This window comes from Aeromicrobium sp. UBA7512 (assembly GCF_002476985.1).
Classification (GTDB): domain Bacteria; phylum Actinomycetota; class Actinomycetes; order Propionibacteriales; family Nocardioidaceae; genus Aeromicrobium; species Aeromicrobium phoceense.
In genome coordinates this window covers 365,537-386,713 of the sequence record NZ_DLNK01000003.1, presented here as the reverse complement: position 1 = coordinate 386,713, position 21,177 = coordinate 365,537, and the positions used below count along the sequence as shown (strand labels likewise).

At 72.0% G+C, this 21,177-nt stretch carries 23 protein-coding genes; 15 read left to right on the top strand and 8 right to left on the bottom strand.

Going from position 1 to position 21,177, the window contains the following annotated elements:
* Positions 1 to 8 precede the first annotated feature (8 nt).
* The 14 genes from B2363_RS03825 (at position 9) to B2363_RS03760 (ending at position 11,560) form a co-directional block, all read left to right on the top strand.
* Complete coding sequence (locus B2363_RS03825; RefSeq protein WP_286928567.1) at positions 9 to 1,073, top strand: ABC transporter ATP-binding protein; 1,065 nt, start codon at positions 9 to 11, stop codon at positions 1,071 to 1,073.
* 38 nt (positions 1,074 to 1,111) lie between these two features.
* Positions 1,112 to 2,047: a metal ABC transporter substrate-binding protein gene (locus B2363_RS03820; RefSeq protein ID WP_286928566.1), complete on the top strand. Its 936-nt coding sequence runs from the start codon at positions 1,112 to 1,114 to the stop codon at positions 2,045 to 2,047.
* Entirely contained in the window at positions 2,044 to 2,832 is a 789-nt protein-coding gene (locus B2363_RS03815) for a metal ABC transporter ATP-binding protein (RefSeq protein ID WP_286928564.1), read from the top strand. Before B2363_RS03820 ends, B2363_RS03815 begins: the two co-directional genes overlap by 4 nt.
* Entirely contained in the window at positions 2,829 to 3,671 is an 843-nt protein-coding gene (locus tag B2363_RS03810; RefSeq protein WP_181755908.1) for a metal ABC transporter permease, read from the top strand. The genes B2363_RS03815 and B2363_RS03810 overlap by 4 nt, the downstream gene beginning before the upstream one ends.
* Positions 3,652 to 4,041, top strand: coding sequence for a Fur family transcriptional regulator (locus tag B2363_RS03805; protein ID WP_181755909.1), 390 nt, complete (start codon positions 3,652 to 3,654; stop codon positions 4,039 to 4,041). Before B2363_RS03810 ends, B2363_RS03805 begins: the two co-directional genes overlap by 20 nt.
* Positions 4,029 to 4,892: a 3-methyladenine DNA glycosylase gene (locus tag B2363_RS03800; RefSeq protein ID WP_286928562.1), complete on the top strand. Its 864-nt coding sequence runs from the start codon at positions 4,029 to 4,031 to the stop codon at positions 4,890 to 4,892. The genes B2363_RS03805 and B2363_RS03800 overlap by 13 nt, the downstream gene beginning before the upstream one ends.
* A gap of 57 nt (positions 4,893 to 4,949) precedes the next feature.
* The gene (locus B2363_RS03795) at positions 4,950 to 5,408 is read left to right on the top strand and encodes a GNAT family N-acetyltransferase (protein ID WP_286928561.1); all 459 of its coding nucleotides are present in this window, start codon (positions 4,950 to 4,952) and stop codon (positions 5,406 to 5,408) included.
* A gap of 39 nt (positions 5,409 to 5,447) precedes the next feature.
* Positions 5,448 to 5,825, top strand: coding sequence for a VOC family protein (locus tag B2363_RS03790; RefSeq protein ID WP_286928560.1), 378 nt, complete (start codon positions 5,448 to 5,450; stop codon positions 5,823 to 5,825).
* Positions 5,822 to 6,742: a PfkB family carbohydrate kinase gene (locus tag B2363_RS03785; RefSeq protein WP_286928559.1), complete on the top strand. Its 921-nt coding sequence runs from the start codon at positions 5,822 to 5,824 to the stop codon at positions 6,740 to 6,742. The genes B2363_RS03790 and B2363_RS03785 overlap by 4 nt, the downstream gene beginning before the upstream one ends.
* Before the next feature lie 111 nt (positions 6,743 to 6,853).
* Positions 6,854 to 7,213, top strand: a complete 360-nt coding sequence (locus B2363_RS03780; protein ID WP_286928557.1) for an ArsR/SmtB family transcription factor — start codon at positions 6,854 to 6,856, stop codon at positions 7,211 to 7,213.
* Positions 7,210 to 7,713, top strand: a complete 504-nt coding sequence (locus B2363_RS03775) for an SRPBCC family protein (RefSeq protein ID WP_286928555.1) — start codon at positions 7,210 to 7,212, stop codon at positions 7,711 to 7,713. The genes B2363_RS03780 and B2363_RS03775 overlap by 4 nt, the downstream gene beginning before the upstream one ends.
* A 46-nt stretch (positions 7,714 to 7,759) precedes the next feature.
* Positions 7,760 to 8,521: a M15 family metallopeptidase gene (locus tag B2363_RS03770; protein WP_286928554.1), complete on the top strand. Its 762-nt coding sequence runs from the start codon at positions 7,760 to 7,762 to the stop codon at positions 8,519 to 8,521.
* A 24-nt stretch (positions 8,522 to 8,545) separates the two neighbouring features.
* Positions 8,546 to 10,126 carry a Na+/H+ antiporter gene (locus tag B2363_RS03765; RefSeq protein ID WP_286928553.1) on the top strand — a complete coding sequence of 527 codons (1,581 nt, stop codon included), beginning with the start codon at positions 8,546 to 8,548 and terminating at the stop codon, positions 10,124 to 10,126.
* 54 nt (positions 10,127 to 10,180) lie between these two features.
* Complete coding sequence (locus B2363_RS03760) at positions 10,181 to 11,560, top strand: pyridoxal phosphate-dependent decarboxylase family protein (RefSeq protein ID WP_286928551.1); 1,380 nt, start codon at positions 10,181 to 10,183, stop codon at positions 11,558 to 11,560.
* Between the two features lie 6 nt (positions 11,561 to 11,566).
* Here the strand turns inward: B2363_RS03760 and B2363_RS03755 are convergent, their stop codons facing one another.
* From B2363_RS03755 to B2363_RS03725, 7 genes are all read right to left on the bottom strand, one after another.
* Complete coding sequence (locus B2363_RS03755; protein WP_286928549.1) at positions 11,567 to 12,373, bottom strand: methyltransferase domain-containing protein; 807 nt, start codon at positions 12,371 to 12,373, stop codon at positions 11,567 to 11,569.
* Positions 12,363 to 13,235 carry a class I SAM-dependent methyltransferase gene (locus B2363_RS03750; protein WP_286928547.1) on the bottom strand — a complete coding sequence of 291 codons (873 nt, stop codon included), beginning with the start codon at positions 13,233 to 13,235 and terminating at the stop codon, positions 12,363 to 12,365. The genes B2363_RS03755 and B2363_RS03750 overlap by 11 nt, the downstream gene beginning before the upstream one ends.
* Positions 13,236 to 13,328: 93 nt before the next feature.
* Positions 13,329 to 15,824, bottom strand: a complete 2,496-nt coding sequence (locus B2363_RS03745) for a polynucleotide kinase-phosphatase (protein ID WP_286928546.1) — start codon at positions 15,822 to 15,824, stop codon at positions 13,329 to 13,331.
* Positions 15,821 to 17,218 (bottom strand): 3' terminal RNA ribose 2'-O-methyltransferase Hen1, encoded by a 1,398-nt coding sequence (locus tag B2363_RS03740; RefSeq protein WP_286928544.1) that lies wholly within the window; start codon positions 17,216 to 17,218, stop codon positions 15,821 to 15,823. The genes B2363_RS03745 and B2363_RS03740 overlap by 4 nt, the downstream gene beginning before the upstream one ends.
* Positions 17,219 to 17,266: 48 nt before the next feature.
* Complete coding sequence (locus B2363_RS03735) at positions 17,267 to 17,851, bottom strand: sugar O-acetyltransferase (protein ID WP_286928543.1); 585 nt, start codon at positions 17,849 to 17,851, stop codon at positions 17,267 to 17,269.
* A gap of 5 nt (positions 17,852 to 17,856) precedes the next feature.
* Positions 17,857 to 18,390 (bottom strand): cyclophilin-like fold protein, encoded by a 534-nt coding sequence (locus tag B2363_RS03730; protein ID WP_286928541.1) that lies wholly within the window; start codon positions 18,388 to 18,390, stop codon positions 17,857 to 17,859.
* On the bottom strand, positions 18,387 to 19,406 hold the full coding sequence (locus tag B2363_RS03725; RefSeq protein ID WP_286928540.1) for a zinc-dependent alcohol dehydrogenase family protein: 1,020 nt from the start codon (positions 19,404 to 19,406) through the stop codon (positions 18,387 to 18,389). Before B2363_RS03725 ends, B2363_RS03730 begins: the two co-directional genes overlap by 4 nt.
* 158 nt (positions 19,407 to 19,564) lie before the next feature.
* Between B2363_RS03725 and B2363_RS03720 the strand changes: the two genes are divergently transcribed.
* Positions 19,565 to 20,449, top strand: coding sequence for a helix-turn-helix domain-containing protein (locus B2363_RS03720; RefSeq protein WP_286928539.1), 885 nt, complete (start codon positions 19,565 to 19,567; stop codon positions 20,447 to 20,449).
* A 30-nt stretch (positions 20,450 to 20,479) separates the two neighbouring features.
* Here the strand turns inward: B2363_RS03720 and B2363_RS03715 are convergent, their stop codons facing one another.
* Positions 20,480 to 21,115 (bottom strand): isochorismatase family protein, encoded by a 636-nt coding sequence (locus B2363_RS03715; protein ID WP_286928538.1) that lies wholly within the window; start codon positions 21,113 to 21,115, stop codon positions 20,480 to 20,482.
* Positions 21,116 to 21,177: the final 62 nt, after the last annotated feature.

Below are 21,177 nucleotides of genomic sequence, written 5' to 3'. Positions count from 1 at the left end.
GCAGCATCGTGGCATCGGTGACTTTCGAGAAGGCGACCCGGATCTTCGACGGGCAGGAGCGTCCGGCCGTGGACGCGATCGATCTCGCCATCGAGGACGGCGAGTTCCTCGTGCTGGTCGGTCCGTCGGGCTGCGGCAAGTCCACGACGCTGCGGATGCTGGCGGGCCTGGAGGACGTGGACTCCGGTCGCCTCCTCATCGGGGACCGCGACGTGACCCACCTGGCCTCCAAGGACCGGGACATCGCGATGGTGTTCCAGAACTACGCCCTCTACCCGCACATGACGGTGGCCGAGAACATGGGCTTCGCGCTCAAGATCGCGCGCGTCCCGAAGGCCGAGATCCGCACCCGGGTGGAGGAGGCCGCGGCCATCCTCGACCTGACGCCCTACCTCGATCGCAAGCCGAAGGCCCTGTCCGGCGGCCAGCGCCAGCGCGTCGCGATGGGCCGGGCGATCGTCCGGTCGCCCCAGGTCTTCCTCATGGACGAGCCGCTGTCGAACCTCGACGCCAAGCTGCGCGTGCAGACCCGAACCCAGATCGCGGCGCTCCAGCGCCGGCTCGGGACCACCACCGTCTACGTGACCCACGACCAGGTCGAGGCGATGACCATGGGCGATCGTGTCGCGGTCATGGACGCCGGGGTCCTCCAGCAGGTGGCCACCCCTCGGGAGATCTACGACCGTCCCGCGAACGTCTTCGTCGCCGGGTTCCTCGGCTCCCCCGCGATGAACCTGCTGGACCTGCCCGTCGTCGACGGGGGCGCGAGGCTCGGCGACGCCGTGGTCCCGATCGAGCGATCCGTGCTCGACCTGGTCGGTGCCACCGTCACGGTCGGCGTGCGGCCGGAGAACCTCGGCATCTCCGAGCAGGGGCTGCCGATCACCGTCTCCGTCGTCGAGGAGACTGGCGCCGACGCCTACCTGTACGGGCACACCGAGAACCTCACGGAGAACCTCGTCGCCCGCACCGACTGGCGCCGTCCGCCCGAGAAGGGCAGCCACATCCGCCTCGCGCCCCTGGATCTCGCGGACGTCCACGTCTTCGACCCGGCCACCGGCCACCGCCTCTGATTTGACAATCGTTCTCAACCCTCTTGAGAATGGTTGTCATGAAGCTGCTTGCCGGTGCCGCGTGCACCGCCCTCCTCGCCGCAACCCTCGTCGCCTGCGCGGGAGGCGGTGACGACGACGGACGCACCGAGGTCGTCACGTCGTTCTATCCCGCGCAGTTCCTCGCCGAGCGGATCGGCGGCGACGACGTCTCGGTCACCACGCTCACGTCCCCCGGCGCGGAGGCCCACGACCTCGAGCTCACGGCCAAGCAGGTCATGAAGGTCAACGAGGCCGACGTCGTGGTGTACCTGTCGAACTTCCAGGAGGCCGTGGACCACGCGATCGAGGATGCGGACCGCGACGGTGGGTCCACCGTGGACCTGGCCGAGGGCGTGGCGCCGATCGAGGGCGAGGAGGAAGGTCACGAGGAGGAGGGCCACGACCACGAGGGTCATGATCACGACCACGGCGGTGTCGACCCGCACGTGTGGCTCAACCCCGCCAACATGGTGACCGCTGCCGCGGGCGTGCGGGACGCCCTCGTCGAGGCGGATCCCGCCGGGGCGTCCACCTACGAGGCGAACGCCGAGGAGCTGATCGCCGAGCTCGAGCAGCTCGACGCCGACTTCACGAGCGGCCTGGCCTCCTGCGAGCAGACGGAGTTCGTCACGTCGCACGCCGCCTTCGGGCACCTCGCCGCGGCCTACGGCCTGACCCAGATCGCGATCAGCGGCATCGACCCGCAGTCCGAGCCGACCACGGCGGCGCTGGCCGAGATCACCGAGGAGGTCAAGGACCACGGCATCACCACCGTCTTCACCGAACGCCTCGCGTCCTCCGCCCTGGCCGAGACGGTCGCCCGCGAGACCGGGGCCGACACGGCCGTCCTCGATCCGATCGAGGGCCTGTCGGACGAGACGAGCGACGAGGACTACGTTTCCCTCATGCGACAGAACCTCGACGCGCTGACGAAGGCGAACGGCTGCTCGTGACGTCCCCCTCCGTCCCTCCCGTCATCGACGCCACCGGCGTCACGGTCGACCTCGGCGGCACCCAGGTGCTGCGCGGGGTCGACCTGCGGGTGATGCCGGGCGAGTTCGTGACGATCCTGGGCGCCAACGGGTCGGGCAAGTCCACGCTCGTGCGCGCCCTGGTCGGACTGCTGCCGCACCGTGGCTCGATCGAGCTCTTCGGCACCCCGCTCGGTCGCTTCACCGACCACCAGCGCATCGGGTACATGTCGCAGCGCCCCGAGGTCTTCTCCGGCGTCCCCGCCACGGTGAGCGAGGTCGTGGTGAGTGGTTCCCTCTCGCGCCGCCCGCGCTTCGGCTGGCCGTCGCGCGCCGATCGCGCCGCGGCCGCTGAGCTGATCGAGCGCGTCGGGCTGGCGCACCTCGCGAAGCGGCCGATCACGCACCTGTCCGGCGGCCAGCAGCAGCGCGCCCACATCGCGCGGGCGCTGGTGGCCGATCCCGACCTCGTCGTCATGGACGAGCCGATGGCGGGCATCGACGCGCACAGCGCCGAGGTCTTCGCCGGCCTGCTGGGCGAGCTCGACGAGCGCGGCACCGCGATCGTCATGGTGGCGCACGAGCTGGGCCCGATGGCTCCGCTGGTGGACCGCGCGGTCCACCTCGACCGCGGGCTGGTGGAGTACGAGGGACCCGCGGTCGGACCCGGGACCCACGACCACGCGCACGACCACGCGCACAGCAGCGAGCCGTCCGTGACACGGCCCGTGCCCGCCGAGGGCCCTCTTCCGGGAGGCACGTCATGAGCGTCCTGTCGTACGCGTTCATGCAGTACGCCCTCGTCGCCGCGGTCATCACGGGCCTGTCGGCACCGGCCGTCGGCACGTTCGTCGTGCAGCGCCGGCTGGCCCTGCTCGGCGACGGGCTCGGCCACGTCGCGCTCACCGGTGTCGCGCTCGGCCTGCTGACGGGCGTCGCGCCCCTGGCCACCGCGGTGGTCGTCGCAGTGGGCGGCGCCATCCTGCTCGAGGTCCTGCGCAGCATCGGACGCACGAGCGGCGACCTCGCCCTGGCGATGCTGTTCTACGGCGGCCTCGCCGGCGGTGTCCTGCTGACGAACCTCGCGGGCGAGTCCGCAGCCGTGCTGAACCAGTACCTGTTCGGCTCGATCATCACGATGAGCCGGGCCGATCTCGCGGTCGTGACGGTGCTGGGCCTCGTCGTGATCGCGACCACTGTCGCCCTGCGGCCGCAGCTGTTCGCCCTGTGCCAGGACGAGTCGCAGGCGCGCGTCATGGGCATCCCCGTGCGGCTGTACGGGATGCTCATCGCGGTGCTCGCGGCGGTGACGATCACGGTCGCGATGCGCACGGTCGGCCTGCTGCTGGTCTCGGCACTCATGGTGGTGCCGGTGGCCGCGGCCCAGCAGCTGACGCGCAGCTTCCGCTCCACCCACTTGGCGGCCATGGGGATCGGCCTGTTCTCGGCCGTCTCCGGGCTGCTCGTGAGCGTCCAGATCGACACCCAGCCGGGGCCCACGATCGTGGTGATCGCCCTCGGCGTGTTCATCGTGGCGGCGCTGGCCCACGGCCTGACGCACGTCCGTTCCCGACAGGAGGCACCTCATGGTCGAGGCACCGCGTAACACCCGCCAGCGGCGCGCCGTCGCCGACCTCATGGAGGACCTCGACGGCTTCCGCTCGGCCCAGCAGATCCACGCCCTGTTGGAGGATCGCGGCGACAACGTCGGCCTGTCCACCGTCTACCGCACCCTGCAGGCACTCGCCGAGGCCGACGAGGTCGACGCCCTGCGCTCCGACGACGGCGAGACGCTCTACCGCCGCTGCAGCCGCGGGCACCACCACCACCTCGTGTGCCGCGCGTGCGGGCGCACGGTGGAGGTGGAGGGCCCGACGGTCGAGAAGTGGGCCGACCGCGTGGCTGAGGAGAACGGCTTCGCCGACATCTCACACACGCTGGAGATCTTCGGCACCTGCGGATCATGCAGGTCCTGAGCCGCACCGACTGGCTTCCCCTGGCGGAGGCCCACCGCGAGCGGGCTCGCAGGTACACCGCGCCCCACCTGGCGCGGCGGGCGAACGGCGAGAAGCACCCCGTCGCGGACTTCCTCTTCGAGTACTACAACCTCTCCCCCGGCGCCCTCGAGCGGTGGCACCCCGGGCTCGGGGTCGGGCTGGCCGACGCGCCGGAGTACGCGGCGCTCGGCGCCTACGTCGAGGGTGACGGAGTGGTCTCGGTGGACACCTCCCGACTCGAGAAGCGGCTCCCGGGGCTGCGCTGGACGCGTGACCTGCTCACCCGCACTGCCTCGCGCCCGGCGCGGACCGGATGCTTCGGGCTGCACGAGTGGGCCATGGTCTACCGAGACGCCGACGACCGGCGCCATCCCGCTCCCCTGCGCCTGGGCGGCGCCGGCACCGACGAGGTCGTCGAGTCGCACAGGCTGACGTGCACCCACGTCGACGCGTTCCGCTTCTTCACCGACGAGGCGCGGCCGCTCAACATCGAGGAGCTGGGCCGCGAGCACCAGCTCGAGTGGGAGCAGCCGGGCTGCCTCCACGCGACGATGGACCTGTACCGCATCGCCTTCCGGCTGCTGCCGTTCGTCGAGGCGACGATCGTCCTGGACGCCTTCGAGCTGGCACTGGCCGTGCGCGAGGTCGACATGATGGCCTCGCCGTACGACCTCAGCGACCTCGGCTACGAGCCCATCCGCATCGAGACGCCCGAGGGCAAGGCCGAGTACGTGCGCCGTCAGCGCGACTTCACCGACGCCGCCGCTCCCCTGCGGGCGCGCCTCCTCGCCTCGGTCGAGGACCTGCTCAGCACGCCGGTGGTCGAGTAGCACGTGAGCGCAGCGAGCGGCGTATCGAGACCACGCTGCGCCGGATATCGTCGACCCGTGACGACCCCCACCATCACCGCCCGGAGCGGCCCGGACCTCAGCGGCCGCGAGGTCTACGAGATCTGGCGCATCCGCGACGTGGTGTTCGCCGTGGAGCAGCAGTGCGACGAGCCCGACGTCGACGGCGTCGACCTGGCCGACGACTGCGTCCACCTCTGGATCGCCGACGACAACGGCATCGTGCAGTCGTACCTGCGCACCTACGTCGCCGGCGGCGTCCGGAAGGTCGGGCGCGTGGCCACGCTCAAGGAGGCCCGCGGAACGGGACTGTCGGGAGCCCTCATCCGCGAGGTCCTCAGCCGCTGGGGCGACCAGGAGATCCGCATCGGCGCCCAGGCCTACCTCGAGGACTGGTACGGCTCCTTCGGCTTCGTGACCTCCGGGCCCCACTACACGGAGGCCGGCATCGACCACATCCCGATGACCCGCCAGCCCTCCGCGCAGCCGAGCACCTGAACCCTCGGGTGCCTAGGCTGGGCGACCGGAGGTACTCCCATGAGCGGTGACGAAACCTACGGCAGCGTCCGCTACATCGTGCAGGACGTGCAGGCGTCCATCGACTTCTACGTGAACCGGCTCGGGTTCACGCTGCGCGCCCATCCGGCACCACCGTTCGCCGACGTGACCCGGGGCTCGCTGCGGGTCCTGCTGTCCGGCCCGGGCAGCTCGGGCGCCCGCGCCACCCCAGCCGACCTCGACGTCCCGGGCCGCAACCGCATCCACGTGATCGTGGACGACCTGGCCCTCGAGGTCGAACGGCTCCGCGCGGGCGGCGTCGAGCCGACCACGGACATCGTCGGCGGTCCCGGCGGGCAGCAGGTCCTCGTCGCGGACCCGGACGGCAACCTCGTCGAGCTGTTCCAACCGCGGTGAGCGCCGCACGAGCTCCCCGCGCCCTCGTCGTCGGCGAGGCGCTGGTGGACGTCACCCGCAAGCCCGACGGCAGCGTCGCCGAGCACCCGGGCGGCTCACCCCTCAACGTCGCGGTGACCATGGCGCGCCAGGGCATCGACACCACGCTGGCCGCGCAGGTGGGGGACGACCACTTCGGCTCCCTCGTCCGGGCCCACCTCGAGCGCAGCGGTGTGACGCTCGACGGCACCGGGTCGTCGGCGCCCACGGCCTCGGCCACCGCGACGCTCGACGCCGCAGGCGCGGCCACCTACGAGTTCGACCTGCACTGGGACCCCGAGTCGCTGCCCGACCCGGCGGACTTCGACCTCGTCCACGTCGGATCGATCGGTGCGTGGATGGCGCCGGGGGCTGACGCCGTCGCCGACCTGGTGCGACGCGCGCACGCCGGTGGCCAGGCCGTGGGCTTCGACCCGAACGTGCGGCCCGCGCTCGCGCCGTCCGTGCCGGTGCTCCGGCAGCGGGTCTTCGACCTCGCCCGGCTCAGCCGCTTCGTGAAGCTGAGCGACGAGGACGCGGAGGTGCTCGCGGACGGTCACGGCGATCCGCTGTCGGTGCTCCGGGAGCTTGCCACGCACGGTCCCGTGCTGGCTGCCCTCACCCGAGGCGGCGCGTCGGCGGTGCTCCGCTCCGGTGCGCAGGAGGTCGAGGTGCAGGTCCCCGAGGTCGAGGTCGCCGACACCATCGGCGCGGGCGACACCTGGATGGGCACCCTGCTGACCGAGCTGCTGCTGCGCGGGTGGACCGACCGGACCTCGTTCACCACCGACGAGCTGCGCGAGCTCGGGCAGGCCGCCGTCACCGCCGCGGCCATCACGGTCTCGCGCCCCGGCGCCGACCCGCCCTGGCGCGGCGAGCGCCTCCCGCCCTCCGGATGATGTGCCACTTCGGCCCATATCTGGGCTCCATCGCCACAAGATGCGACCCGGCGCGAGTCGCGCGGCATGGACACCGTTGACATCAGGTAACCACTGCGTTACCAATGAACCGTGGATCCGTTCACCGCTCTCGCCGACCCGGTGCGCCGGGCGCTGCTGCTCCGGCTCAGCCAGGGGCCGGCGCGCGTGGTGGACCTCGCGGCCGAGCACCCGATCAGTCGGCCGGCGGTGAGCAAGCACCTCAAGGTGCTGGTCGAGGCCGGTCTGGTCTCCGCGGAGGACCACGGGCGGGAGCGCCACTACGCCTTCGTCGACGAGGGTCTTGCCCCCGTGCGAGACCTCCTGCAGGAGCTCACCCCGCAGCCACGCTTCAGTGAATCCGTGCTCGACGGCCTGGATCTCGAGGTCCGACGCACCGTCAGGGACCACCGGGGCGCCCCGGCGCCCGCTTCCTCCGAGGAGACCGCATGACCCCCGACCCGACCGGACGCCGCGAGACCCGCCACGGCAGCGACGGCATCGTGCTCACCCGCACCTTCCGAGCCCCCGTCGAGGCCGTGTGGGCGGCGATCACCGAGAGCGACCGCCTCGCCCGGTGGATCGGCACGTGGAGCGGCGACCCCGCGTCCGGCTCGGTCGAGTTCCGCATGAACGCCGAGGGCGACGACGTCCAGGACGAGACCTTCACGATCCACCGCTGCGAGCCACCACACCTGCTTGAGGTCTCCTCCCCCGCCGGCGACACGGAGACCTTCGACCTGCTGCTGGAGCTGAGCGAGGACGCAGGCACGACCACTCTGACGTTCAGCCAGTCCATGACCGACCCGGAGCTGGCGGCCAACGTCGGCCCCGGCTGGGAGTACTACCTCGACCGCCTCGTCGCGGCGGAGACCGGCACCGACGTCGCGGCGATCAGCTTCGACGACTACCACCCCGGGCAGTCCGACCACTACCGACGTCTGTTCGCCTGACAGACTCGCGGAGGTGCAGTCCAGACCCGACGGGAGCCGATTCGCGATGCCACACCTCCTCCGCGTGACGACCGTGGTCATGACACTGGCGCTGCTCGCAGGTTGCAGCGGCGGGCAGGACGAGCCCGCGGCCACTCCCAGCAGCGCCAGCGCGACCCCGACGGCCACGACGCCCACGCCGTCGCCCACCGCCACGACGCCCGCTCCCCCGCCCGCCTCGCGGATCCGCGAGGTTCCCCCGGCCCAGTGGGACGCGATCGTCGCAGCCGGCATGGTTCGTCCGGAGTGCCCGATCCAGCGCCGTGAGCAGCTGAGCCGCGTCGACCTGAACTTCATCGACTTCGAGGGCCGCACGCGCCGCGGTCACGTCATCGTCAACGCCGACGTGGCGCGAAGCATCCAGCGGATCTTCGACCGCCTCTTCGCCGAGGAGTTCCCGATCCGCAAGATGAGGGGCGTCGAGGCCTACGGCGGCGACGTCGCGAAGAGTCTGGCGGCGGACAACACCTCCGCCTTCAACTGTCGCCGCGCCGACCAGATCAACGCGCCGTTCAAGGACTCGCCCCACGCGAACGGTCGCGCCGTCGACATCAACCCGCTCGAGAACCCGTGGATGGACCTGCGCTGCGACTGCTGGACGCCCTCGGCCCGCCACGCCGAGCGCACCCCGGGGCCCGGCAAGATCCTCGAGAACGATCTCGTGTGGCGGCTGTTCGACCGCGAGGGCTGGATCTGGCAGAACATCGACGTTCCCGACTACATGCACTTCGACACGGGCTACCCGTCGCGTCCCTTCGGCGGCGCCTGACAGGGCGTGCGTCAGGATTGACCCGTGCTCGGACTCGAGATGGTCGTCCTGCTGGGAATCGCGATCGTGGCGTGCGGCGCGCTCGCCAGCCGCTACCCGATCGCCCCCGCCATCCTGCTGGTCGTCGCGGGCGTGCTCATCGGGTTCGCGCCGGCCCTGCGCGAGGCGCACCTGCCACCCGAGGTCATCCTCCTCGTGTTCCTGCCCGCGCTGCTCTTCTGGGAGAGCCTGACGACGTCGCTGCGGGAGATCCGCAACAACCTGCGCGTCGTGGTCCTCACGAGCACCGTCCTGGTGGTCGCCACGGCCGGCGCCGTCGCGGCGACCGCCCACTACGTGCTCGGCATGTCGTGGGGCCCGGCGTGGGTGCTCGGCGCGGCGCTCGCGCCCACCGACGCCACCGCCGTCGGCGTCCTGGCCCGCCACCTCCCCCGCCGCACGGTCACGACCCTGCGCGCCGAGAGCCTCATCAACGACGGCACCGCCCTGGTCATCTACGGGCTCGCGGTGGGCGTCACCGTCGGCGAGGAGGTCCTCACCGGCTGGCACGTCACCTGGCTCGTCGTGCTCTCGTACGGCGGCGGCCTCATCGCGGGTGCGCTGGTCGGGCTGCTCAGCTGGCAGATCCGCCGCCGGATGAACGACCCGATGCTCGAGGGCATCGCGATCTTCGTGACCCCGTTCGCCGCGTTCCTGGCGGCCGAGGCGATCGAGGCGTCCGGTGTGCTGGCCGTCGTCGCCTGCGGGCTCTTCCTGAGTCAGGTCGCCCCGCGCATCACCGGCGCGGCCACCCGACACCTCGTGGTCCCGTTCTGGTCGCTCTCCACCACGATGCTGAGCAGCGCGCTGTTCGTGCTGATCGGTCTCGAGGCGCAGTCCGCGTTCCGCGCCCTCTCCAGCACGACCATGGCGCGGGCGCTGCTGGACACCCTGCTGGTGGCCGCCGTCGTGATCGGCGTGCGGTGGGTCTGGACCTACACGACGCCCTACCTGATCCGTGCCGTCGACCGGCGCCCGGTCCAGCGGGAGCGTCGCGTGAGCGCTCGTCAGCGCACCGTCACCGCGACGGCCGGGTTCCGGGGAGCGGTCTCCCTCGCGGCGATCCTCGCCGTGCCGCGCACCGTCGACTCGGGGGCGCCCTTCCCCGACCGCGACCTCATCGTGCTCATCGCCTGCGGCGTGATCATGCTGAGCCTGCTCCAGGCACTCCTCCTGCCGGCGATCGTGCGGTTCGCCCGGCTGCCCAGCGACACCTCGGTCGACGAGGAGATCCAGCTCGCCGAGGTCCTCACCCTCGACGCCGCGATCGAGGCGATCGACGACACGGCCACCGAGCTCGGCGTCGGCGAGATCGTGACGACGCGGGTCCGCCACGAGCTCGACAAGCAGCGACGGCTCGTGGAGGCGACCGGGGCCGACGGCGACCCGCTGGTGGAGCACCACGACCAGTACACGAGCCTGTCGCTCGCCCTCCTCGCCCGGCGGCGCGAGGCTCTCGTGCAGCTGCGCGACGAACGACGCATCGACGACATCGTGCTGCGTCAGGTGCAGGCCAGGCTCGACATCGAGGAGATCCGCTTCTCGAGGCCCAGTCTCCCGGAGTGACGGCGGCGTCCGCGGGCTATGGACTCCCCCTCGTCGGTGGGTCATCCTGACGAGATGGACCGGCCGCCGGACGCATCGGAAGCCCTCGCCCGTGCTCACGAGCACGCCCTGAGCTGGCTGGCGACCCTGCCCGACCGCCCCGTCCCGCCGGTCGCCTCGGTTGCCGACGTGATCGCGGCTCTCGGCGCCGACCTCCCCGAGGGCCCGACCGATCCTGTCGAGGTCGTCGACCTGCTGGCCCGGGCGGCGGAGCCGGGACTGACCGCGATGCCCTCGGGCCGGTTCTTCGGGTTCGTGATCGGCGGCACCCACCCGGCGGCGATGGCAGCCGACTGGCTGACGTCCGCGTGGGACCAGAACTCCGGGATGCGCACGGTCACCCCGGCGGCCACCGCGGCCGACGACATCGCCGAGGCGTGGGTCCTCGACCTCCTGGACCTGCCTGCGGACGGCGCGGTCGGCTTCGTCACCGGCGGCACCACGGCGAACTTCACGTGCCTGGCAGCGGGCCGCGACGCCGTGCTCACCCGCGCGGGCTGGGATGTCGGCACCCGCGGACTGGCGGGCTCGCCGGGCGTGCGCGTGCTGGCCGGTGCCGAAGGACACGGCTCGGTGGATCTGGCGCTGCGGTACCTCGGCCTGGGCGCGCCCGAGCTCGTCCCGGTGGATGCCGAGGGACGACTCCTGGCCGAGGCGCTCGGAACGATGCTCGAGGAGGGCGACGACGAGTGCCCGACGATGGTCGTGCTCCAGGCAGGCAACATCCACTCCGGCGCGTTCGACCCGTTCGACGACGCCATCACCGCGGCGCACGAGCACGGCGCGTGGGTGCACATCGACGGAGCGTTCGGACTCTTCGCTGGTGCCAGCCCGTCGTTCAGGCACCTCGTCCACGGCTACGAGGCCGCCGACTCCTGGGCGACCGACGCGCACAAGACCCTGAACGTGCCCTACGACTGCGGACTGGCGATCGTCCGCGACCCGGCCGCGTTGCGTGCGGCGATGTCGATGCACGGCGACTACCTCATCCAGGACGCTGCTGGCGACCCCTTCGAGAAGGTCCCCGAGCTGTCCCGCCGCGGTCGCGCGTTCACCGTGTGGGCCGTGCTGCGGTCGCTCGGACGCCGTGGCGTCGCCGAGCTGGTCGACCGGATGGCCGGGCACGCCCGCGCTTTCGCGGACGGCATCGCCGGCATCGAGTCCGCCGAGGTCCTCAACGACGTGGTGTTCACGCAGGTCTGCGCCGCCTTCGGCGACGACGACCGCACCCGCGACGTCGTCCGCCTGATGCTGGAGGACGGCACCGCCTGGACCACCGGCTCGGTGTGGCACGACCGGGCGGTGCTGCGCATTTCCGTCAGCAACTGGTCGACGACCGACGCCGACGTTGAGCGCACGCTCGACGCCCTCCGCTCCGCCGTGGCCGCGTCCTGAGCAGGATTACCCGCGCTTTGCGACGACGGCGTACAGCGTGACGGCGAAGACGAACGCTCCCTCCGCCGCGCTCTCCTCGAGTGCCTGCCTCCACGCGGCCTCCTCCCCCGCGGCCGCCGCACGACGAGCGGCGAGCTCCAGGACGATGGACACCGGTGGCTGGTCGAGGGCACGCGGGCGCAGCATGAACGTGTCGGTGGTGACGCGGGCGTCGACGAACCCGTGACGCCGGACGAGGTCGAGGAGCTGGGCGCCGGCAGCCGGCGACGGGACCCCCGCCCAGTCCTCGAGCCAGGCCGCGGCCAGGTACGGGTCCCCGGGCCAGGTCGCGATCGTGCGCCAGTCGGTATCGATCAGGCCGACCCGGCCGCCGGGACGCAGGACGCGAGCCATCTCGCCGACCGCCACGGCCGGGTCGGCGAGGTGCTGAAGCACACGCTCGCAACGCACCAGGTCGAGGGCGCCGTCCCCGGACGGGAGCTCCTCGGCCGTCCCCTGCACGAACCGTGCAGGATTGCGCGCTGCCTCGCCGCGCCGCCGGGCCTCGGCCAGCATGGTCTCGCTCGGGTCGACTCCCGTGGCCGAGCCGGTGGGCGCGACGAGGACCGCAAGGCCCCGGACGTCCTCGCCGGTGCCGCAGCCCACGTCCAGGACATGCATCCCCGGGAGCGGCTCCAGGTGGTCGATCAACCAGGCGTGCAACCGCTGGATCGGCGGCAGCTGCGCCTGGAGGTCGAGGGCCATCAGCGCGGCCGCCCGTCCCTCCTCGGAGGACGAGTCCACGTCGCGGAAGGTGGGTGCGTCATCGTTCATCGTCGGTCTCCTTGCGTGCGCTGATCAGCCAGACGGCCGACGCGAACTGAACCCCTCCGGGAGCCGCGTGCGCCGCCAGGCTCTCGCGGAGCCGCTCGACCGCGGCGTCGCGCTCGTCCTCGGGCAGCTCGTCGAGGAGCCACGCGAACAGCCCTCGCAGGAAGCCGAGGGCGTCGGCGACGTCGGCGCCGAACCACTCCTGCCCCTCGACTCCGTCCACCTGCACCTGCGTCCAGCCCGCCGCCTCGAGCACGTCGCGGATCCGCTCGGGCCTGGACAGCGAGAACATGCCGGGAGCGTCGAGGTCGGCGGTCGGTCCGGGAGGCCCGCCGAGCACACCGAGGGTGCCGCGGATCCACTCGTTGCGGTCGGGCGGCTGCCACGTCATCAGCACCATCCGGCCACCGGGTCTGGTGGCGTGACGGAGGTTGGCGAACGCCGCGACCGGGTCCCCGAAGAACATCGCGCCGGTGCGGGAGACGACGACGTCGTGGTGGCCCGGCTCGAACGGGTGCACCTGCGCATCGGCACGGAGGAAGCGCACGTTGTCGAGCCCTTCGTCCTCGGCCCGGGCGCGGGCGACGTCGAGCAGCTGGCTCGACAGGTCCACCCCGAGCGCCTCGCCGTCGACGGACGCGCGAGCGGCGCGGCGTGTGGTGAGCCCGCCCCCGCAGCCGACGTCGAGCACGCGCTCGCCACGACGGACGGCGACGGCTGCCTCGAAGCGCTCCTGGTAGTCCGCCACGGCACGGTCGAACCGGTCGGCGTGCGCCGCCCAGTACTCGCCACCGGGCCCGTCCCAGGACTCCGCCTGCGTCCGGTTCGTCTCGTGGACCGTCGTGTCCCGATTGCCCGCTTCCATCGCGCCCTCCACCTTCGCCCGGGGTCTCCTCCCCAGTGACCTCCCGAAGAGGGGTTCGCGTCAAGGGACAGCGCACGCAGCGACGATGAACCGCTACAGCCGCGGATCGACCGGCTCGGACTCCATCGCGAGCACCGCGAAGACGCACTCGTGGACTCGCCACGTGGGCTCGCCGCTGACGTGGCGCCTGAGCGCCTCGAGTCCCAGGGCGTACTCGCGCAGGGCCATCGAGCGCTTGTGACCGAGGTTGCGGTCGCGGAGGCGCGTGAGGTTCTCCGGCTCGGTGTAGTCGAGGCCGTAGATGATGCGCAGGTACTCGCGGCCCCGCACCTTCACCCCGGGCTGGACGAGGCCCTTGGGTCCGCGGGTGAGGTTGGCGAGCGGCTTCACGACCATGCCCTCGCCGCCCGCGCCGGTGAGGTCGCTCCACCACGCGACACCCGCGCGGACCGAGGCCTCGTCGGCGGGGTCGACGACCAGCCGGCCGGTCGTCGTGAAGAGGTCGCCGTCGGTCTCGGCCAGCCGGTCGGCGATCGCGAGGTGCCACAGGTGGTCGCGGGTCTCGAAGGTCTCCGAGTCGCTCGCCAGCACCTGGAACGGCGCGATCCGGAGCCCGTCGAGGCCGTCGACCTCCCAGACGTACCGGCGGTAGGCGGCGGTGTACGCGTCGGCGTCGTCACGCCGGCGGCTGGTGCGATCGGCGAGGTCGCCGACGTCGAGGCCTCGTGCGGCCGCCGCGCCGAGGACGTCGAGCGTGCCGGCCAGGCCCGCGCGTGCCGCGGCGCCGACCGCCGCGTACTGCTCGCGGATGAGCGCACCCGCCTTCGTCGACCACGGCATGATCTCGGCGTCGAGCACCAGCGATGACGTCCCCAGCTCGTCCCAGAGCTTCGCCGTGGCGACGGCCGAGGCGACCCGGTCGAGGACGGCGCGCTCGGTCGCGGCGTCGAAGAACGCGCGCCCGGTGCGCGTGTGCACCACGCCCCCGCCGTCGCGGTCGACGACCACCACGGCACGCGAGCCCATGTGCTTCTCCTCGCAGATCACCGGGCCGGCGCCGGTCCGCGCGAAGTGCGTGAACGCCTGCTCGGGGTGCTCCAGGTGGTCCTCGAGCACTGAGGTGTCGCTCGGCGACATGGTCGGCGGGAGGTAGACGAGACGCGTCGGATCGACCGCGAACCGACTCATCACCTCGAGCGCGCCGGCGGCGTTCTCCTCGCGCAGCGAGATCCGACCCATGGTCGAGGTCTCGATGATGCGCGGACCGAGCACGTCGTCGAGGCGCAGCGTGTCGGGCTCGCGCTCCGGCGGCGCGAGGGGCCGGACGGGCTCGTAGTAGGTCTCGGCCGCGACGACCTGGACGACCTCGCGCTCGGGGTAGCGCAGTGCGGTGAGCGAGCCGCCGAAGACGCAGCCGGTGTCGAGGCACATCGTGTTGTTGACCCACTCCGGCGTGGGCGTCGGCGTGTGCCCGTAGAGCACCATCGCCTGGCCTCGGTAGTCCTCGGCCCACGGGTAGCGCACCGGGAGGCCGAACTCGTCGGTCTCGCCGCTGGTGTCCCCGTAGAGCGCGAACGCACGGACGCGGCCCGAGGCACGGCCGTGGTAGCTCTCCTTCAGCCCGGCGTGCGCCACCACGAGGCGGCCGCAGTCCAGCACGTAGTGAGCGATGAGGCCGTCGACGAATCGAGCGACGTCGGCGCGGAACTCGTCGCTCTCCGCCTCCAGCTGCGCGAGGGTCGTCTCGAGGCCGTGGCTGACCGTGACCTTGCGGCCGGACAGCGCGTTCGACAGCTTCGCCTCGTGGTTGCCCGCGACGCAGAGGGCGTGGCCGGCCGCCACCATGCCCATGACGAGGCGCAGCACGCCCGGCGAGTCGGGGCCGCGGTCGACGAGGTCGCCGACGAAGATCGCACGGCGCCCGTCCGGGTGGGCGGCGTCGACGGGCCGCCCGGCGTCGTCACGGGTGATCGCGTAGCCGAGGTCGTCGAGCAGCTGCTCGAGCTCGGCACGGCAGCCGTGGACGTCGCCGATGACGTCGAACGGCCCGGTGACGTCACGAAGGTCGTTGTGCAGACGGGTGCGCTCGAACGTCGCCTCCTCGATCTCCTCGACCGACGACAGCACGTGGACGTGCCGGAATCCCTCGCGCCGCAGCGACTTCAGCGACCGCCGCAGTTGGTCGTGCTGCCGCTTGACGACGGACGCGCCAAAGGTGCGGTCGGGCCGCTCGGCGTTCCGCGCGACCGACACCGCCGGCGGCACGTCGAGCACGACAGCCGTCGCCAGCACGTCGTGCTCCTTGGCCACCGCGATCAGGCTCCTGCGGGCGTGCGGCTGCACGTTCGTGGCGTCCACGACGGTCAGCAGGCCGCGCGACAGGCGCTTGCCGACGATGAACTCGAGCAGGTCGAACGCGTCGGTCGTCGCCGACTGGTCGTTCTCGTCGTCGGACACCAGCGCACGGCAGGCGTCCGAGGAGACGACCTCGGTCGGGAGGAAGTGCCGCGCCGCGAACGACGTCTTGCCCGCGCCGCTCGCGCCGATGAGCACGACGAGCGACACCTCGGGCACCTGGAGCACGCTCATGCGGCCACCTCCTCGGCGCGACGGAACACGGCCAGCTGCGAGGGGGTGCCCCGCTCGGGGTCCTCGGCGCCGACGCCGGAGCGCTCGACGGTGTAGCCGTAGCGGGCGGCGACGCCGTCGCTCCACGCCGCGAACTCGCCGCGCGACCACTCGAACCGGTGGTCGACGTGGCGGAACCCTCCCGCGGCCAGCGCCGGGTAGAGGGCGTTGTACTCGCTGTTGGGCGTCGTCACGACGACCGATGCGGGCCGCATGAAGCCGAAGACGTTCGCCACGACCGCCGGCAGCCGGTCCGCGTCGACGTGCTCGACGACCTCCATCAGCACGGCGAGGTCGAAGCCGACCAGTCGCGGGTCCTGGTACTGCAGGGACGACAGCCAGAGGTCGAGTCGATCAGCCTGACGCTCGGTCATGCGGTCCACGTGCAGGCGCTTGGACGCGACGTCGAGGGAGCTCGCCGACACCTCGGTGCCGACCACTCGGTCGACGCCCTGCGTCTCCAGCAGACGGCGCAGCAGGGCTCCCTGGCCACAGCCGAGATCGAGGACCGACCCCGGGCGGAGCCGCTCGACCTGCTCGATCACTGCGTCGTGCCGCAGCCGGACGAGCGGCGGCTCGCCCTCCTCCGTGGGCACGGCCGGCTCGGTCGACCCGTCGAGCTCGTCGAGGCGCTCACGGACCTCGTCGACCATGTCCCGCTGGCGGGCCAGGTAGCGGCGGCTGATCAGCTCCCGCTCGGGGTGGTTCGCCAGCCAGCCGGTCCCGGCTCGCACGAGCTTGTCCACCTCGTCGGAGCTGACCCAGTAGTGCTTCCCGCCGTCGAGCACGGGCACCAGCACGTAGAGGTGGTTGAGCGCCTCGCTGAGGGTGAACGACCCGGTGAGCGTGACCGCGCAGAAGTCGGAGTCTCCCCAGGCAGGGATCTCGGGGTCGAGCACGATCGGCTCCGCCCCGACGGCCCAGCCGAGCGGCTCGAACATCCGGGTCACGAGGTCGACGCCGCCAGGCATGGTCGGCACCTCGATGCGCAGGTCCAGCGGCTGGTCGACGAGCTCCGGCCGCGGCTTGCACTGGCCGTTCAGGGCGCTGCGGAACACCTTGCCCATCGCCACCGACAGCAGCGACGTCGCGGCGTACGGCCGGTCGTTCACGTACTGCGCGAGCGAGAACCCCTCGTTCCGCCCGCGTCGCCCGCGCACCAGGCCGATGGGGTCGACCTCGAGCACCAGCGCGACGGTGCAGCGCTCGGGCGAGACCTCGGGGTACAAAACCGTCGCCGTCCCGCCGTAGACGTCGAACGTCTGCACGCGGTCGGGGTGCTTGTGCAGCAGGTAGCCCAGGTCGCTCGCATCGGCGAGCATCTCGCTCCGGGTGGCGGTGATCGTCAACAGCACCCGCCCATTGTGGCGGGCCGGACGCGTGGGCTGGCCGGAACGTCCCGATCAGGCTCGTTGGGCGTCGAACCCCGTCTCGCGCAGCACCCTCGCCGGGACGCCCGCGACGATCGCGTTGGCCGGCACGTCCCTCGTCACGACGGAGCCGGCGCCGACGATGGCCCCGTCACCGATGGTCACGCCGGGGACGACCGTCACGGAGGCCCCGAGCCACACCTTCCGGCCGATGACGATCGGGGCCGGCAGCATGTCCGCGCGTCGGTCCGGATCGACGGCGTGGTTGAGCGTAGTCAGCGTGCTGCCGTGCCCGATGAGCGTGCCGTCCCCGATCGTGATCCCACCGGTGTCCTGGAAGCGGCACCCGAGGTTGATGAAGACGTCCTTGCCCAGGGTGATGTTCTTGCCGAACTCGGTGTGGAAAGGCGGGAAGAGCGCGACCGACTCGTCCACCGGCCGCCCGGTGAGCTCGGTCAGCAGGGCGCGCACCTCGTCGGGCGTGCAGTAGCCGGAGTTGAGCCGGCTGGTGACGCGGAAGGCGTCCTGGGCGGCATCGTGCATGAAGCGGTGCGCCTCGGAGCCGCCCTCGATGAGGTCGCCGCGGCCGACGTGGGCGAGGAACTCCTGGAGGTCCATCCCGCTCACCCCGCCTCGACGGTGGCCGTCACCGTGCCGTCCAGTCGTGCGATCCGCGCCGCGGCGTCTGCATCCAGCCGCCCCAGGACCACGATGCCGGGGAAGTACGACTGGTCGCCGTAGTACAGGACCAAGTCGTTGCCGGGTACGTAGTAGCCGAGGTCTCCCACGTCCGGATCCGCCCCGTCGGGCTGGTCGTCCAGGGACAACGGCGACGGAAGCGGGCCGGTCTTCTCCACCCCGCCGTGGTCGGTCATGTCGATGGTGACGGGCAGCTGCGCGAGCAGGTCGTCCGCCGCGGCGCTGTCCTCGAGGGTCGCGGTGAAGCGGTCCTCGCCGATGGTGATGCGGATGCGCATGTCGTCCTCCGGGTCGCTCGGGTCGGTGGTGGGGGTGTCGCTCGCAGTCGCCTCAGCCGATGGCTCGGAGGCCGACGGGGCGGGGTCGGCCGTCTCCCCCGTGCCGCACGCGGTCGTGGCCGCGGCGAGGCAGACGACCGTCAGGACGGCACGCGCGCGGCGGGTCAGACCGACGCTCACAGCGTCAGCAGCACCTTGGTCGCGGTCCGCTCGTCCATGGCCCGGTAGCCCTCGGCGGCGCTCTCGAGTGGCAGCGTCAGGTCGAAGACCTTGCCGGGCTCGATCTTGCGGTCCCAGATGAGCTGGATCAGCTCGGGGAGGTACTGGCGCACGGGCGCGGGCCCGCCGTGGAGGTGGACCCCCGCCATGAACAGCTCGTCACCGGGGATGGCAACGTCGTGCGAGACGCCGACGAAGCCGACGTGGCCACCGGGCCGCGCGGAGTGGATGGCCTGCATCATCGCCTCCTGCGTGCCGACGGCCTCGATCACGGAGTGGGCACCGAGCCCGTCCGTCAGCTCCTTGACGCGGGCCACGCCGGCGTCCCCGCGCTCCTCGACGATGTCGGTCGCGCCGAACTCCCGCGCCAGGGCCTGGCGATCCGCGTGCCGGCTGAACGCGATGATGCGCTCGGCGCCGAGCTGCTGCGCGGCGAGGATGCCCAGGAGGCCGACCGCGCCGTCACCGACGACCGCGACGGTCCTGCCCGGACCGGCCTCGGCCGCGACGGCCGCGAACCAGCCGGTGCCGAGCACGTCGGAGGCGGCCATCAGCGAGGGGATCAGGTCGGCGTCGGGCATGCCGGGAGTCGCGACGAGCGTGCCGTCCGCGAGCGGGATGCGGGCCAGCTCGGACTGCGTCCCGATGGTCCCCATCAGCACGCGGTGCGTGCAGTACGCCTGGTAGCCGGCGCGGCAGATCTCACAGGTGTTGTCCGAGGCCCAGAACGAGCCGACCACGAAGTCACCCACCGTGACGGTCCGCACGTCCGCGCCGATCTCCTCGACGACGCCGACGTACTCGTGCCCCATGACCTGGTGGTCGACCGGCTCGGCGCCGCGGTAGGGCCACAGGTCGCTGCCGCAGATGCAGGTCGCCGCGAGGCGGATGATGGCGTCGGTCGGCTCGACGATCGTCGGGTCCTCGCGGTCCTCGACCCTCACGTCCCCGGGTGCGTGCATGACTACCTGGCGCATCGATGGCTCCTGTCCTCGTCGTCCGCGGTGCCGGCACGGCACCACGAGATCCAGTGAACCGGCCCCGTCGGCGCGCAGGAAGTCACTGCGCATGGGTGTACTGGCAGGGCATCCCTCGTGGTCCGCACCCGGCACCGAACGCCCGTACGCTCGAAGGCGTGGACCACCGTCAGGACGCCCGGCGGGAGGTGAGCGAGTTCCTCACCACCCGGCGCGCCCGCATCACCCCCGACCAGGTCGGCCTCCCGACCACCGGCACCCGCCGCGTGCCGGGCCTGCGCCGCAGCGAGGTCGCCTCGCTCGCCGGACTCAGCGTCGAGTACTACGCCCGGCTGGAGCGCGGTCACATCGCCGGAGCCTCGTCCGGGGTGCTGGAGTCCCTCGCGAAGGCCCTGCAGCTCGACGAGACCGAGCGGACGCACCTCTACGACCTCGCCCGCGCCGCGGACGGCATCCCGGCCTCGGGCAGGCCACGGCGCCGCTCCCCCGGCAAGGCCGCGTCGCGGCTGAGCCTGCAGTGGGCGCTGGAGGCGATCACCGAGGGCGTCGCCTTCGTCCGCGACTCCCACCAGAACCTGCTCGCCACCAACTCCCTCGGCCGGGCGTTCTACTCCCCCGTGATCGGCGACGGCGGCCGCACGCCGAATCTGGCCCGCTTCCAATTCCTCGATCCCGCCTCACGCGACTTCTACCCGGACTGGGACCTCTTCGCCGAGATGTGTGTCGGGATCATGCGCGCCGAGGCGGGCCGTGACCCGCACGACCGCGAGCTGCAGGACCTCGTCGGCGAGCTCTCCACGCAGAGCGAGACGTTCCGGCAGCTGTGGGCCGACCACAACGTCCGCACCCACGGCACGGGGACGAAGCGCTTCCACCATCCCGTCGTCGGCGAGCTGACGTTCGCCTACGAGGAGCTGGCCATCACCGCCGAGCCGGGTCTCGTGCTGCTCGTCTACACCGCCGAGCCCGGCTCGCCGTCGGCCGAGCGACTCCGACTGCTGGCGTCCTGGGCCGCGACCGCGGACACCACGACCCCTCGGTAGGAAGACCCGCAGAACCCGGCGCAGCGGCTCTCAGCCCGCGAACGTCGCGTGCCCCTGCATGGCCGAGGTGCCGAGGTCGCTCTTCGGCAGCGCGGTGCCGGCCTCGACCGCCGTGGTCCAGTCCTCCGTGCTCGCGACGGCGGCGAGGTTGGACTGCAGCAGCACCAGCAGCGTGGCGTGGAGGTCCGCCGCGGAGACCTTCCCGGCCTCGTTCGCGAGGTGGATCGCACCGGTCGCGTCCGAGAGAATCTCGGCCTCCAAGCCCAGCTCCTCCGCGCCGAAGACGGTGCCAAGGTCGCAGTTGTTCGTCATGTAACCGACGATGCTGATCGTGTCGACGCCCTGGTCGGCGAGCCAGGCGGCCACGTCCGTGCCCGCGAAGACGCTGGACTTGTGCTTGATGACGCGCTTCCAGGTCGGCTGGGCGAGCGCCTCGATCTCCGGGTGCAGCGACCAGCTGTGGCTGCCCTCGGCGAAGACCGGCGCACCCTCGGGCGTCTGGTGCTGCACCACGACGACGGGCACGTCCTGGGACGCGGCCACCTCGAGGGCCTGGGTGATGTTGGCGAGGCTCTGCTCGCGCGAGGGTGCCTGGATCTGCAGGACTCCGTCGAAGTACTCGTTCTGGACGTCGATGACGATCAGGGCGCGGCGCGGGGCGTTCATGGTGTCTCCAAGGCGGTGGTCAGCAGGTGGTGTGGTCAGGTGCTCCGGGATCAAGCCTGCCG

Excerpts from the sequence above, each read along its gene's own strand:
- B2363_RS03725 (WP_286928540.1), bottom strand. The coding sequence starts at position 19,406 with ATGCGCCAGGTAGTCATGCACGCACCCGGGGACGTGAGGGTCGAGGAC.
- B2363_RS03755 (WP_286928549.1), bottom strand. The coding sequence starts at position 12,373 with ATGAACGATGACGCACCCACCTTCCGCGACGTGGACTCGTCCTCCGAG.
- B2363_RS03760 (WP_286928551.1), top strand. The coding sequence starts at position 10,181 with ATGGACCGGCCGCCGGACGCATCGGAAGCCCTCGCCCGTGCTCACGAG.
- B2363_RS03745 (WP_286928546.1), bottom strand. The coding sequence starts at position 15,824 with ATGAGCGTGCTCCAGGTGCCCGAGGTGTCGCTCGTCGTGCTCATCGGC.
- B2363_RS03750 (WP_286928547.1), bottom strand. The coding sequence starts at position 13,235 with ATGGAAGCGGGCAATCGGGACACGACGGTCCACGAGACGAACCGGACG.
- B2363_RS03800 (WP_286928562.1), top strand. The coding sequence starts at position 4,029 with ATGCAGGTCCTGAGCCGCACCGACTGGCTTCCCCTGGCGGAGGCCCAC.
- B2363_RS03790 (WP_286928560.1), top strand. The coding sequence starts at position 5,448 with ATGAGCGGTGACGAAACCTACGGCAGCGTCCGCTACATCGTGCAGGAC.
- B2363_RS03735 (WP_286928543.1), bottom strand. The coding sequence starts at position 17,851 with ATGGACCTCCAGGAGTTCCTCGCCCACGTCGGCCGCGGCGACCTCATC.
- B2363_RS03820 (WP_286928566.1), top strand. The coding sequence starts at position 1,112 with ATGAAGCTGCTTGCCGGTGCCGCGTGCACCGCCCTCCTCGCCGCAACC.
- B2363_RS03810 (WP_181755908.1), top strand. The coding sequence starts at position 2,829 with ATGAGCGTCCTGTCGTACGCGTTCATGCAGTACGCCCTCGTCGCCGCG.
- B2363_RS03715 (WP_286928538.1), bottom strand. The coding sequence starts at position 21,115 with ATGAACGCCCCGCGCCGCGCCCTGATCGTCATCGACGTCCAGAACGAG.
- B2363_RS03770 (WP_286928554.1), top strand. The coding sequence starts at position 7,760 with ATGCCACACCTCCTCCGCGTGACGACCGTGGTCATGACACTGGCGCTG.
- B2363_RS03775 (WP_286928555.1), top strand. The coding sequence starts at position 7,210 with ATGACCCCCGACCCGACCGGACGCCGCGAGACCCGCCACGGCAGCGAC.
- B2363_RS03805 (WP_181755909.1), top strand. The coding sequence starts at position 3,652 with ATGGTCGAGGCACCGCGTAACACCCGCCAGCGGCGCGCCGTCGCCGAC.